This window comes from Micromonospora sp. RTBAU3-60, from assembly GCF_054963695.1.
Map to the genome: position 1 here is coordinate 87,956 of NZ_JBUEGB010000017.1, position 12,255 is coordinate 100,210.

The window sequence follows — 12,255 nt, forward strand, 5'->3', positions numbered from 1 at the left end:
ATGCTTGACGGCAGGGTGATCCACCGGCCGGCGCGGATCGCGCCGGCCGGAACGGGATACGGGTCAGCTCTGCTCGGCCATCGCGACGCCGGCGGCCGCCGCGCGGTCGAACTTGTCGTCGATGACGACGACCTCGCGGCCGGCGTTCGCCAGCAGCGACGCCGCGGCGGTGGCCCGATAACCGGAGCCGCAGTGCACCCAGACGACGCCGGCGGGTACGTCGGCGAGCCGCTGGGGCAGGTCGGGCAGCGGAACGTGCACCGCGCCCTCGACGTGGCCGGCGCGCCACTCGTAGGTCATCCGTACGTCGAGGACCACGTCCGGGGCGGGCAGTCCGGCGGGGAGGTTCCCCGCGCGGGCGGCGGCCAGCGCCGAGAAGTCGGCCCGCCGCAGCTCGCGCAGCTGGTCGGGCGTGGCCGCCCACTGCTCGGCCGCGCCGGTGGCCTGCGCGGCCGGCCGGTCGATGCCGATCCGGACCAGCTCCCGCTGGGCGGCGGCGACCTGCTCCGGCGTCTCGGCGAGCAGGGTGACCGGCATGCCCCAGTCGATCAGCCAGCCGAGCCAGGTCGACATCGGCCCGTCCAGCCCGAGGCTGACCGTGCCGGCCAGGTGCGAGGCCGCGTACGCCGTGCGGTGCCGCAGGTCCACCACCCACTGGCCGGCGGCGATCCGCTCGCGTAGCTGCGCCGCGTCGGCCCGGGCCACCGGGGTGAGGTCCACCGGGGTCGGCCCGGCGAGGTTGGCCACCCCCATGTGGGCGTAGTACGCCGGGTAGGCGTCGAGCCCGGCCAGGGTCTCGCTCACGAACTGATCCGCGGCGAGCCGCAGCACCGGGTTCGCCTGCTTCTCCCGGCCGATGGTCGAGTCGGGCGCGTCGGCCTGGGCGGCCGAGCAGAAGCTGCCGAAGCCGTGCGTGGGCCACACCTGGGCGCCGTCGGGCAGCAGGTCGGCCAGCCGCTTCGCGGAGGCGTGCTGCTGGTGGGCCAACTGGTGGGCGTGCTCCGGGCCGAGCAGGTCGGTGCGCCCGGTCGTGCCGAACAGCAGTGAACCACCGGTGAAGACTCCCGCGGGCTGCCAGCCCCCGTCGGTGGCCTCGTCGAGGACGTACGACAGGTGGTGGAAGGTGTGACCCGGGGTGGCCACCACCCGGAGGCGTAGGGCGTCCGAGACGGGCACCACGTCGCCGTCGGCGACCGGCATCCGGTCGAAGTCGACCTCGTCGTCGGCGGCCACCAGGTAGCGGGCGCCGGTCAACCGGGCCAGTTCGAGCCCGCCCGAGACGTAGTCGTTGTGGATGTGCGTCTCCACGACGTGGGTGATCCGTACCCCCTTCGCCCCGGCAAGGTACAGGACGCGGTCGATGTCCCGTTGCGGGTCGACCACGATCGCGACCTGTCCGTCGGAGGCCAGGTAGCTGCGGTCGCCGAGCGAGGACGTCGCGATGACGGACGTGTCGACTGCCATGTGCCGTTCTCCTTTCCACGCCTTCCACATACCCCCGGGGGTATGTGGAAGGCACACTCCGGCCCCCGGTTACGGGCGCGATTACCCGCCCATGCCGCACTCAGGCGGCATGGGCGTCGAATTCTTCGGTCAGGCCAGGGCGAGGAAGAGCTTCTCCAGCTCCTCCTCGGTCATCTCCGGCTGCTCGCCCCGGTCGCGGGCGGCGCCGCAGTGCCGCATTCCGGAAGCGATGATCTTGAAGCCCGCCCGGTCGATCGCCTTCGACACGGCGGCGAGCTGGGTCAGTGCAGCGCGGCAGTCCTCGCCGTTCTCCATCATCTCGATGACGGCGTTGAGCTGGCCCCGCGCCCGCTTGAGCCGGGTGAGCGCCTCGCTGGTCATCTCGGGCTGAAGCTTCATGGCGTTACCTCCCGGCTCCCAACATACCCCGGGGGGTACCCGTCCGCCACTGGGACGTCGTGTGGTCGGTCACCCGGCCCGTGGCCTACCCGGCGCCGCCGGACTCGGCGGTGCGACCCGCTGGGCGGAAACCGACCCCGCCGTCCCGGAAGGCGTCGCTGCCTGATTCGCCCGAATCCGGGCCCACCGCAGCCACGGAGGGTCCCCGAGAGATCGACGGAGCGCTTATCCTGTGCCCCGACGATCCAGGCGGAAGGGACCCGATGCCGTCGCGGCAGGACCAGCTCCACTCCTACCAGTTCGCCGTCCAGCGGGCGGTCGCCGCGCTGGTGATGCGGGAGACCGACCCCGCGCAGTCGCCCTTCCGGCGGTTGGCCGGTGCCGGCCTCGCCAGTGTGCTGGTCGCCGTGATCGCGCTCGGTGGCTTCGCCCTGTACGGCCTCTTCGCCGGCGGCGGCAGTTCCTGGCGCGACCCGACCGCGGTGATCGTGGAGAAGGAGTCCGGCGCGCGGTTCGTCTACCGCGAGGAGAAGCTCCATCCGGTGCTCAACTACGCCTCCGCGCTGCTGATCATCGGGGCGGAGCGGCCGAAGACCGTGCTGGTCTCCCGCCGCTCCATCGACGGGGTGCCGCGCGGCCTGCCGCTCGGCATCGCGGACGCCCCGGACTCGCTGCCCGCGCCGGGGCGGCTCGTCACCGGAGCGTGGACGGTCTGCCCGGTCAGCGCCATCCAGGCGGGGCGTACCGAGGCGCGGTCGGCGCTGCTGGTGGGGCGGGACGCCACCGGCGGTCGGCCCCTCGGCGAGCAGGCGCTGCTGCTACGCCACCCGGACGGCACCCTGCACCTGCTCTGGCACGACCGGCGCTACCTGCTCCGCGACCCCGACCGGGTGCTGGCCGCGCTGGCCGCGACCCGGGAACGGGCCGTGCCGGTCGCCCCGGCGCTGCTGCACACCGTGCCGGCCGGCGCTGACCTGGCCCCGCCTTCGGTACCCGGCCTCGGCGCGCCCTCCGACCGGGTCACCGGTGCCACCGTCGGCGACGTCTACCTGGTCCGCAACTCCGGCGGCGGCCGGCAGTACGCGGTGGCCGAGCGGGGCGGGCTGGCCGGGGTCACCGAGCTCCAGGCCGCCCTGCTGCTCGCCCGCACCGGCCAGGGCGACCCGAAGCCGATCACCCTCGGCCGCTTCGCCGCCCTGCCCAAGCTCCCCGACCGGGTGCCCACCGGGCCCACCGCCCCGCCGGCCGTGCCGCCCCGGCTGGCCACCGTGGACGGCGGGGCGCTCTGCGCCCGGATCGGCGACGACACCGGCGTACGCGACGTGCGGGTGGGCGCCACCGCGCCGGACCTCTCCGCCGCCACGGGTGGCCGGTCCGGGCTCGCCGACCAGCTGCTGGTCGAACCGGGGCGGGGTGCCGTGGTCGAGTCCGTCGCGGCGCCCGGCGCGTCCGGCGGCGCGGTCCACGTCGTCACCGACCTCGGCCGGCGGTACGCGCTCCCCGGCTCGGACGTGCTCGGCATGCTCGGCTACGCCGGAGTCCACCCGGCCCGGCTGCCGGCCAGCCTGGTCAGCCTGGTCCCGGCCGGCAGCCCGCTCGACCCGGCCGCCGCCCGCACGGTCGCCGCCCCTGCCCGAGCGGCCTGCCACCCCCGCCGTCGCGTCCGACACTCGGCGAAGTGGCGGCATCAGGCACACCGGAAGCCGCCACGTCGCGTCCAACAGATCGGCGAAGTGGCGGCATCAGGGCAGGCCGGAAGCCGCCACTTCGCCGAAGTCGTGTCGCTCTCGCGAGTCCCGATCGCCGGCGGGGCGCCGGCCGGGGCGGGTCAGGCGGCCGGCTTGCGCAGGACGCTGACCGCGAAGTCGGCGTCCTCCAGCCACGGGCGCAGGTCCCAGGTGGCGAAGCGGTGCTCCAGGCGGAGCCCGGCCGCCACCGCGTCGTCGTCGAAGTTGGCGAGCGGGTAGCCGCGGTCGGTGCCGAAGCCGACCACCACGAGCCCGTCCGGGCGGACGTGCGCGGCGATCCGGGTCAGCACCGCCCGCTCGGTGCCGGGGGCGACGAACGCCATCACGTTGCCGGCGCACACGGCGGCGTCGAACGGCTCCGGCTCCCCCTGCGCGGCCAGGTCCAGCTCGGCGAGGTCGCCGACCAGCCAGCGCGGCCCGGGGTGGTCGACCTGGGCCGCCTCGATCAGGGCCGGGTCGGCGTCCACCCCGACGACGTGGTGGCCGCGGGCGGCGAGTGCGGCGCCGACCCGGCCGGTGCCGCTGCCGGCGTCCAGGATCCGGGCGCCGGGCGGGACCAGCGCGTCCAGCAGTCGCGCCTCACCGGCCAGGTCGGCCCCCTCGGCCGCGAGCCGGCGGAACCGGTCGATGTACCACTGCGAATGTCCGGGCTGGGTCTCGGTCACCCAGCGCGTCGGCTTCCCCATGCCGCCACCGTAACTGATCTCCCGCGTGGCCTCGGCAGGGCACCGATTCCCGGAAAAGGGCGGCCATTGTCGCCCGGATGGCCACGCTTTCCGTGCAGTAGGCCGCCCTGGTTCGGCGGGTTCAGGTGAGGGCGAGGAAGGTGCCGGCGGCGAGCGGGGCGCCGAGGGCGGTGCCGGCGGCGACCTGCGGCCAGGTGTGGTCCCGCAGCACCACCCGCGACCAGGCAACCGCGGCCACCAGCAGCCAGCCGACGTGCAGGGCCGGGCCATGGAGCAGCACCAGGACGGCTGCGGAGGCGGCGGCGACGGCGGCGTGGATGCTCAGCTTCCACCAGTGGTTCACCAGGGTGCAGGCCGCGCCGACCACGAAGATCACGACGATCATGGCGAACAGTTCGGCCGGGGCGCGCAGCGCGACGAGCAGGCCCATGCCGACCGCCACCGAGGCCAGGCCGGTCAGCAGCGGGCGGGCCCGCTGGGTCCGGTCGCCGACGTGCCGGTCGGTGAGCCGGCCCCGGCGTACGCCGTGGACGATCACGCCGACCGGGATGACCGCGCAGAACAGCAGCGCGGTGCCGGCCCAGCGCAGGAAGCTGCCCAGGTCGTGGCTGGCACCGGCGGCCACCAGCAGCGGCATCGCGGTCACCAGCACGCTCGGCGCGAGCACCTCGGTGACCAGTCGGGCCAGCCGCCCGCCGACCGTCCGTTCCGCGACCGCCCGCACCGGGCCATCCTGCGGGCCGCACCGGGCAAGGTCAAATCACCCCTTCTCCGCGCCACTGGTGAGCCCCTCGGTGAGCAGCCGCTCGCTGGCGAAGAAGAGCACCACGATGGGCAGGGTGAGGATCACCGACCCGGCCATCAGCACCGTCTTCGGGACCTCGACCCCGTCGGAGAGCAGCGACAGGCCCAGCGAGACGGTCCACCGGTTCGGCCGGTCGACGAGGAAGAGCAGCGCGAAGAGGAACTCGTTCCAGGCGATCATGAAGTCGTACAGGGCGACCGCCATCACCGACGGCGCGGCGAGGGGGAGGCTGACCCGGCGGATGACGCCGAGGCGGCCGGCCCCGTCGATCGCGGCGGACTCCTCCAGGCTGACCGGGATGGTCTCGAAGTAGTTCTTGAGCATGTAGACCGAGACCGGCAGCGTCTGGGAGATGTAGACCAGCACCAGCCCGACCAGCGACCCGCGCAGCCCGGCCCGGGTGAAGACCACGAAGAGCGGGATCGCGATGACGATCGACGGGAACAGGTACACCGCGAGGAAGAGCGCGTGGACCTGCCGCCGGCCGAAGAACCGCAGCCGGGACACCGCGTAGGCCCCGGGGATGGCGACCACCAGGGTGAGCGCCGCGGCGGCCAGCGCGACGAGGCCGCTGTTGCGGATGAAGGTGAGGAAACCCTGCCCACCGTCCTCGGTGGCCCTCAGCACCTCGGCGTAGGTGGCGACGGTCAGCTCGCCGACCGGCACCAGCAGCGAGCCCGGGTCGAGCAGCAGCCGCTCGATCGGGCGTACCGAGAGCACCAGCATGTACCAGAACGGCAGCAGGGTGACCAGCAGGAAGACGGCGATCACCAGCCGGCGCAGCCAGCGCAGGCTGACCGTCTCGATCCGGTCCCGGTCCATCACACCTCCCCTCGCCGGGCGAAGAAGCGAAGGTAGATCGCGACGAACACGATCAGCACCACGGCCAGCACGACCGCCTGCGCGGCCGCCGCGCCGATGTCGGTACGCGCGGTGAGGAACTGGTAGACCCGGACGCTGACCACCTCGGTGCCGGCCGAGCCGCCGGTGAGCAGGTAGACGTCGTCGAACTTGTTGAACGTCATGATGAACCGCAGCACCCCGAGCAGCGCGATCACCGGCATCAGCTGCGGCAGCAGGATGTGCCGGAACCGCTGGGTCGGGGTGGCCCCGTCGACCCGGGCCGCCTCCTCCAGCTCACCCGGTACGGCCTGGAGCCGGGCCAGCAGGAACAGGAAGGCGAACGGGAAGTAGCGCCACGCCTCGAACGCGATGACCGTCCAGAGCGCGGTGGAGTCCTGGGAGAGGAACGGGATCGGCGCGTCCCAGCCGAGGAACCGCCGTCCCCAGTCGTTGACGATCCCGAGCTGCGGGTCGAGCATCACCTGCCAGACGAAGGCCATCGCGACCACCGGCGCCACGTACGGCAGCAGCATGGACGCCCGGACCACGGTGCGGCCCCGGAACGGCCGGCGGACCACCAGCGCCGCCACGAGCCCGACCAGGATCGACCCGGCGGTGCCGCCGACGCTGTAGACCAGCGTGGTCCAGAGCGTGTCGGCGAAGCCGGGGGTGTGCAGCACCCGGTCGAAGTTGTCCAGCGTCAGCTCGCCGAACAGGCCGGTCCGGCGCAGGGTGGCCAGGCGTACCCGCTGGAAGGCCAGGACGATCGTCCAGGCGATGGGGATGCCGATCACCGCCACCACGACGAGCAGCGTCGGGGTGACCAGCGCGAGCCCGGCGCGGGACTCGCGACGGCGCAGGGTGAGCGGGCGTCGGCCGGGGCGGGGCCGCTCCCGGGTGGGGGAGCGGCCGGCCTCCGGCGCGGCGGTGGTCAATTGATGCCCGCCTTGATCGCCTCGACGTCCTTCTTCGCCCGGCTCGCGGCCGCGGCGGCGTCGGACTTGCCGGCGATCACATCGGCGAGGGCCTTCGGCACGGGCAGTTCGCCGAGGATCGCCCCGACCAGCTTGCCCTGGCCCTGGCTGAGCCCCCAGCGCTGGAAGGTGTCCGGGCTGCGGCGCAGGGTGGCCAGCACGTCCTCGCCGTACACCTGCGACAGCGGCTGCTTGGTGTCCACGCCGGCCGGGCTGGTGTTCCAGGCGGTGAGGAACTTCTCCTTGTCGTCGCCGGTGCCCTTGCGGACCGGGAAGCGGCCCTCGGGGGACATGCCGAACCAGCGCGGGTAGCCGTCGGAGAGCATGTACTCCACGAAGGACTTCGCGGGGTCGGCCGCGCCATCGAGCACGGCCCACGAGCTGATCTCGCCGTACTGGGCGGGCTCGGTGCCGTTCGGCCCCTTGATCCCGGTGACGAAGCCGCTGTTCTTCGCCAGGAACGCCGGATCCCGCTGGCACTGCGGGCAGGTCGGCTTGGCGTCGTTGCGCAGCCCGGCCAGCTCGTCGAGGATGAACGGCGACCAGATCAGCATGGCCGCCTTGCCGGCGAAGTAGGTGGCCCGCGTGGTGTCCACGTCCTGCGCGCCCTTGACCGAGTGGTCGCGCATCAGTTCGCCGTAGAAGCGGAACGCCGCCACGCACTCGGGGGAGTCCAGTTTCACCGCGCCCGAGTCGTCGGTGAGCTGGCAGTTGTTGGCCAGGGCCAGGTGCTCGAAGGTCTGCTGGGTGAACACGTCGCCGGGGGCGGTGGCCGCGGTGATGCCGGCGACGCCGCCGGTGTTCAGCTTCGCCGCCGCGGCGGCGATCTTCTCGTACGTGTCGGGGGCGGGCAGGCCGGCCGCGGCGAACAGGTCCTTGCGGTAGACCAGCAGCTGCCCCCACCCGTCGCTGGGGACGGCGAGCTGCTTGCCGCCGTCGGCGGTCAGCTCCAGCGCCCGCGGCGAGAAGGTGTCCCGACCCAGCTTGTCGACCACCTCCTGGTTGGCGTCCGGGTGCAGCAGTTCGTTGCCGGCGAGGGTGCGGACACCGGCCAGCGGGACCGCCCCGACCACGTCGGGCAGGTCGCCGGCGGCGGCGCTGGACGCGATGAGGGACGGGAACTGGTCCTCGTTGACGGTGACCAGGTTGACCTTGACCCCGGTCTTCGCGGTGTAGTCGGCGATGATCGCCTTGGTGGCGGTGACCCGGTCGGCCACGTCCTCCAGGCTCCACACGGTCAGCTGGGAACTGTCGGTTTTCCGCGCGTCGTCGCCGCAGGCCACCACGGCTGTCCCGGCAAATGCCATGATCAGGGTAGAAGCGAGGATCCGCATCGAGGGCGATGACATCGGTGGCACTCCTCTCGAAGGGTACATCAGGGATCTAACGCCCTCGATTGATCATCTACAAGACATTTACCAATATTTCGGCTTACACTTGGGCCCGGCACTTCCCTCGGAGCGACGCCATGGCCAACTGGGTTGTCTCTCTGGCCGGGCCCCGGCGCGTCAGCCTGGAGCCCTGCCCCCCGGACCCGCTCGGCCCGGGCCAGGTCCGCGTCCGCACCCGCTACTCCGGCATCTCCGCCGGCACCGAGCTGACCCTCTACCGGGGCAGCAACCCCCGGCTCAGCAAGGACTGGGACGCCGCCACCCGGATGTTCGTGCCCCGGCAGGCCGCGCCCGCGTACCCGGTGGTCGGCTTCGGCTACGAGGAGGTCGGCGAGGTCGTCGAGGTGGCCCCGGACGTCGCCGACCGTCGGCCCGGCCAGCTCGTCTGGGGCATCTGGGGGCACCGGGCCGAGGCCGTGGTGCCCGCCGGCACGGTCACCCCGCTCGCCCCCGGGCTCGACCCGCTCGCCGCCGTCTTCGCCCGCCCGGGCGCCATCGCGCTGACCGCCGTGCTCGCCGGCGACCTGCACCTCGGCGACTGGGTCGGGGTCTTCGGGCAGGGGGTGATCGGGCTGCTCGGCACCCGGCTCGCCGTCCTCTCCGGGGCCCGGGTCGTCGCGGTCGACCGGGTGCCGGCCCGGCTGGCGCACGCCGTCGCGCTCGGCGCCCGCCGGGTGGTCGACGCCGCCGTCGACTCGGCCGCCGCCGTGCTGCACGCGGCTACCGACGGCCGGGGCGCGGACGTCTGCCTGGAGCTGTCCGGGTCGTACCCGGCGCTGCACGAGGCCATCCGCGCCACCACCCACGCCGGCCGCGTCGTGGCCGCCGGCTTCTACCAGGGGTACGCCCACGGGCTGGGGCTCGGCGAGGAGTTCCACCACAACCGGATCCAGCTGGTGGCGGCCCAGGTCTCCGGGCCCACCCCGGGGCCCGGCACGGCCGGCCGGTGGACCGGGCCCAGGATCGCCCACACCTTCATGGACCTGGTGGCCGAGGGCAGCGTCGACCCGCTGCCGCTGGTGAGCCACGTCGTCGACGCGGGCGCGGTGGCCGACGCGCTGGCGTTGCTCGACCGCGGTGACGATGCCGTCCTCCAAGTGGTGCTGAGGTTTTGATGGCCATTCCACTCGCCTGCCAGGAGCAGCTGCTTCCCGGCGCCAGCCTGTCCGACAAGTACGCCCTCGCCGTCTCGCTCGGCTACCAGGGCATCGAGCTGCGCGGCCGCGGCGACCTGGCGTTCGCCCGCCGGCTGCCCGAGCTGCGCCGGGCTCGCGCCGACGGCGTGGTGCTGCCCACCGTCTGCGTCGAGATGGACCACTTCATCGGCGACTTCGACCCGGAGCGCTCCCGGGACGCCGTGCGCAACCTGCGCTCCCAGCTCTCGGTGATCGCCGAGATCGGCGGGATCGGCGCGATGACGCCCGCCGCCTGGGGGATGTTCTCCCGCCGGCTGCCGCCGTTCGAGCCGCCCCGCCCGCCCGCCGGTGACCGGCAGGTGCTCGTCGACGCCCTCGGCGAGCTGGGCGAGCACGCCCGCGCCGAAGGGGTGACCGTCTTCCTGGAGCCGCTGAACCGCTACGAGGACCACATGGTCAACCGCCTCGACGAGGCGGTCGCGCTGTGCCGGGCCGTCGGTCTGCCCTCGGTGCGCGTGGTCGCCGACACCTTCCACATGAACATCGAGGAGGACGACGTGCCCGCGGCGCTGCGCGCGGCCGCGCCGTACCTGGGGCATGTGCAGGTCAGCGACTCCAACCGTTACCAGCCCGGGGCCGGTCACCTGGACTGGCCGGAGCTGCTGCGCACCCTCGACGACCTCGGCTACGCCGGCTGGCTGGCCGTCGAGTGCCGGCTGCGCGGGGAGCCCGTTGCCGCGCTGCGCCAGGCGGCCACGGTGCTCGCCCAGGCCCGGCCCCGGCAGGCGGCCGCATGAGCGAGCGTGGTGAGCGAACCATGGGGTACGGCGCTGCTCGGGCGGCTGCCGAGCGGGCGCTGAGGCTCCCCGGCACACCCGCCGAGTCGCACGCCGGCGACCCCCGCCCGGCCGGCCCGGAACGCGCCGCCGCGCTGCGCCGGCTGGCGATCACCACCCTCGACGCCAACTGGGAACACGACCACACCGTGCCGTCGCGCGCCCTCTACCCGCACCAGTGGAGCTGGGACTCGGCGTTCATCGCGGTCGGGCTGGCCCACTTCCGCCCGGATCGGGCCTGGCGGGAGCTGCACACCCTGTTCGCCGCGCAGTGGGTCGATGGGCGGGTGCCGCACATCGTGTTCAACCCGGCGCTGCGGGCCGGCTCGTACTTCCCCGGGCCGGAGTTCTGGGACACCGCCCGCGCTGCCGGCGCCCCCGCGGCGGCCACCTCCGGGATCGTCCAGCCGCCGGTGCACGCCCCCGCCGCCTGGCTGGTGCACCGCCGCGCCCCCTCCGAGGCGTCGGTGCGGGCACTGCGCGGGCTCTACCCGCGGCTGGTCGCCCAGCAGCGCTACCTGACCGGCGCGCGGGACGTCGGCGGCGCCGGGCTGGCCGCCGTGGTGCACCCGTGGGAGTCCGGGCTGGACAACAGCCCCGCCTGGGACGCCCCGCTGGCCGCGGTGCCCGCCGACGCCGAGGTCATGCGGGCGTATCGCCGGCACGACACCGCGCACGCCGACGCGGCGCACCGCCCCACGGACCTGGACTACGCGCGCTACGTCGCGCTTGTCGACGCCTACCGGGCGGGGGGCTACCGGGACGAGGGCCTGCTCGGCCGGCACCCGTTCCTGGTGGAGTGCCCGCTGGTCAACGCGGCGCTCGGGCTGGCCGAGCACGCGCTGGCCCGGATCGCCGCGGTGGTCGGCGCCGACCCGGGGCCGCACCGGGAACGCGCGGCGCGGCTCACCCAGGCCCTGGTAGAGCGGCTGTACGACCCGGCCACCGGCACCTTCCACCCGCGTGACGTGCGCACCGGCCGGCTGATCCCGGCCCGCACGGTGCTCGGGCTGATGCCGCTTATCCTGCCCGACCTGCCCGCCCTCCAGGTGCGGGCGGTGCTCGCCGAGGCGGGCTCGCCCCGGTTCGGGCTCGCCGTCCGGATGGACCGTCCGCTGCCGACCTATGACCGCACCGCGCCGGACTTCGAGCCGCTGCGCTACTGGCGCGGCCCGAGCTGGCTGAACACCAGCTGGCTGCTGTGGCGCGGGCTGCTCGCCCACCACCGCCCCGACCTGGCCGCCGGCCTGCGCGAGTCCATGCTGGCGGTGGTCGCCCGCAGTGGCTGCCACGAGTACTTCCACCCTGACACGGGGGCCGGGCTGGGCTCGCCGGCGTTCAGCTGGACCGCCGCCCTGCTGCTGGACGCCCTCGCCGAGGGGTGAAGCGTCCCGCTGGCTATCGTGCGGTCATGGGTGACGTGCGGGTCCGGGCGATGCGTCCCGAGGACGCCGACCGGGTGCTGGCCATCTACCAGCAGGGGCTGGACGAGGGCGACGCCAGCTTCGAGACGGTCGCCCCCTCGTGGCCGGCGTTCGACGCGGCGAAGCTGCCCGCGTATCGCCTGGTCGCGGTGGACCCCGACGACCGGGTGCTCGGCTGGATCGCCGTCTCGCCGACCTCGACCCGCGCGGTCTACGCCGGGGTGGTCGAGCACTCGGTGTACGTCGACCCGGCCGCCCGGGGGCGGGGCGTGGCCCGCCGGCTGCTCGACGAGTTGATCGCCGCCACCGAGGCGGCCGGCGTGTGGACCATCCAGTCCGCGGTGTTCCCGGAGAACACCGCCAGCCTGGCGCTGCACGAGCGGGCCGGGTTCCGGGTGGTCGGCGTCCGCGAGCGGGTCGGCCGGCACCACGGCCGGTGGCGGGACGTGGTCCTGCTGGAACGGCGCAGTCCGGTGGTCGGCTGACCGCCGGCCCGCCGCACCCGGCGGCCCGGTCCGGCTGACGTACCCCGCTGGCTGGCGTACCTGC

11 protein-coding genes and 1 pseudogene are annotated in these 12,255 nt (G+C 74.2%); 5 read left to right on the forward strand and 7 right to left on the reverse strand.

Going from position 1 to position 12,255, the window contains the following annotated elements:
* Positions 1-63 precede the first annotated feature (63 nt).
* Both ACY34I_RS18890 and ACY34I_RS18895 read right to left on the reverse strand, forming a co-directional pair.
* Positions 64-1,464 carry a rhodanese-like domain-containing protein gene (locus ACY34I_RS18890; RefSeq protein WP_462756298.1) on the reverse strand — a complete coding sequence of 467 codons (1,401 nt, stop codon included), beginning with the start codon at positions 1,462-1,464 and terminating at the stop codon, positions 64-66.
* Positions 1,465-1,593: 129 nt separating this feature from the next.
* Positions 1,594-1,863, reverse strand: a complete 270-nt coding sequence (locus tag ACY34I_RS18895; RefSeq protein WP_462756299.1) for a metal-sensitive transcriptional regulator — start codon at positions 1,861-1,863, stop codon at positions 1,594-1,596.
* 263 nt (positions 1,864-2,126) lie between these two features.
* Between ACY34I_RS18895 and eccB the strand changes: the two are divergent.
* Positions 2,127-3,494: pseudogene (gene eccB, locus ACY34I_RS18900) on the forward strand (type VII secretion protein EccB); the annotation flags it as partial.
* Positions 3,495-3,691: 197 nt separating this feature from the next.
* On the opposite strand, the gene ACY34I_RS18905 reads toward eccB, so the two are convergent.
* The 5 genes from ACY34I_RS18905 to ACY34I_RS18925 all read right to left on the reverse strand — a co-directional run bounded on the left by ACY34I_RS18905 (position 3,692) and on the right by ACY34I_RS18925 (position 8,268).
* Positions 3,692-4,297: a class I SAM-dependent methyltransferase gene (locus tag ACY34I_RS18905; protein WP_462756300.1), complete on the reverse strand. Its 606-nt coding sequence runs from the start codon at positions 4,295-4,297 to the stop codon at positions 3,692-3,694.
* A 121-nt stretch (positions 4,298-4,418) separates the two neighbouring features.
* Positions 4,419-5,021, reverse strand: a complete 603-nt coding sequence (locus ACY34I_RS18910; RefSeq protein ID WP_462756301.1) for a phosphoesterase PA-phosphatase — start codon at positions 5,019-5,021, stop codon at positions 4,419-4,421.
* A 36-nt stretch (positions 5,022-5,057) separates the two neighbouring features.
* Positions 5,058-5,924, reverse strand: coding sequence for a carbohydrate ABC transporter permease (locus ACY34I_RS18915; RefSeq protein WP_462756302.1), 867 nt, complete (start codon positions 5,922-5,924; stop codon positions 5,058-5,060).
* Entirely contained in the window at positions 5,924-6,880 is a 957-nt protein-coding gene (locus ACY34I_RS18920; RefSeq protein ID WP_462756303.1) for a carbohydrate ABC transporter permease, read from the reverse strand. The genes ACY34I_RS18915 and ACY34I_RS18920 overlap by 1 nt, the downstream gene beginning before the upstream one ends.
* Entirely contained in the window at positions 6,877-8,268 is a 1,392-nt protein-coding gene (locus ACY34I_RS18925) for an ABC transporter substrate-binding protein (protein WP_462756304.1), read from the reverse strand. The genes ACY34I_RS18920 and ACY34I_RS18925 overlap by 4 nt, the downstream gene beginning before the upstream one ends.
* Before the next feature lie 119 nt (positions 8,269-8,387).
* Between ACY34I_RS18925 and ACY34I_RS18930 the strand changes: the two genes are divergently transcribed.
* From ACY34I_RS18930 to ACY34I_RS18945, 4 genes are read left to right on the forward strand one after another with little or no spacing between them, the layout of a single operon-like run.
* Complete coding sequence (locus ACY34I_RS18930) at positions 8,388-9,425, forward strand: zinc-dependent alcohol dehydrogenase (protein ID WP_462756305.1); 1,038 nt, start codon at positions 8,388-8,390, stop codon at positions 9,423-9,425.
* On the forward strand, positions 9,425-10,243 hold the full coding sequence (locus ACY34I_RS18935; protein WP_462756306.1) for a sugar phosphate isomerase/epimerase family protein: 819 nt from the start codon (positions 9,425-9,427) through the stop codon (positions 10,241-10,243). Before ACY34I_RS18930 ends, ACY34I_RS18935 begins: the two co-directional genes overlap by 1 nt.
* Positions 10,240-11,667, forward strand: coding sequence for an MGH1-like glycoside hydrolase domain-containing protein (locus ACY34I_RS18940; protein WP_462756307.1), 1,428 nt, complete (start codon positions 10,240-10,242; stop codon positions 11,665-11,667). Before ACY34I_RS18935 ends, ACY34I_RS18940 begins: the two co-directional genes overlap by 4 nt.
* Before the next feature lie 26 nt (positions 11,668-11,693).
* Positions 11,694-12,191, forward strand: a complete 498-nt coding sequence (locus tag ACY34I_RS18945) for an N-acetyltransferase family protein (protein WP_462756308.1) — start codon at positions 11,694-11,696, stop codon at positions 12,189-12,191.
* Positions 12,192-12,255 lie beyond the last annotated feature (64 nt).

Bases quoted from the DNA above. Each gene is read 5' to 3' on its own strand.
- ACY34I_RS18940 (WP_462756307.1), top strand. From the start codon at position 10,240: ATGAGCGAGCGTGGTGAGCGAACCATGGGGTACGGCGCTGCTCGGGCG.
- ACY34I_RS18925 (WP_462756304.1), bottom strand. From the start codon at position 8,268: ATGTCATCGCCCTCGATGCGGATCCTCGCTTCTACCCTGATCATGGCA.
- ACY34I_RS18895 (WP_462756299.1), bottom strand. From the start codon at position 1,863: ATGAAGCTTCAGCCCGAGATGACCAGCGAGGCGCTCACCCGGCTCAAG.
- ACY34I_RS18890 (WP_462756298.1), bottom strand. From the start codon at position 1,464: ATGGCAGTCGACACGTCCGTCATCGCGACGTCCTCGCTCGGCGACCGC.
- ACY34I_RS18905 (WP_462756300.1), bottom strand. From the start codon at position 4,297: ATGGGGAAGCCGACGCGCTGGGTGACCGAGACCCAGCCCGGACATTCG.
- ACY34I_RS18915 (WP_462756302.1), bottom strand. From the start codon at position 5,924: ATGGACCGGGACCGGATCGAGACGGTCAGCCTGCGCTGGCTGCGCCGG.
- ACY34I_RS18930 (WP_462756305.1), top strand. From the start codon at position 8,388: ATGGCCAACTGGGTTGTCTCTCTGGCCGGGCCCCGGCGCGTCAGCCTG.
- ACY34I_RS18935 (WP_462756306.1), top strand. From the start codon at position 9,425: ATGGCCATTCCACTCGCCTGCCAGGAGCAGCTGCTTCCCGGCGCCAGC.
- ACY34I_RS18945 (WP_462756308.1), top strand. From the start codon at position 11,694: ATGGGTGACGTGCGGGTCCGGGCGATGCGTCCCGAGGACGCCGACCGG.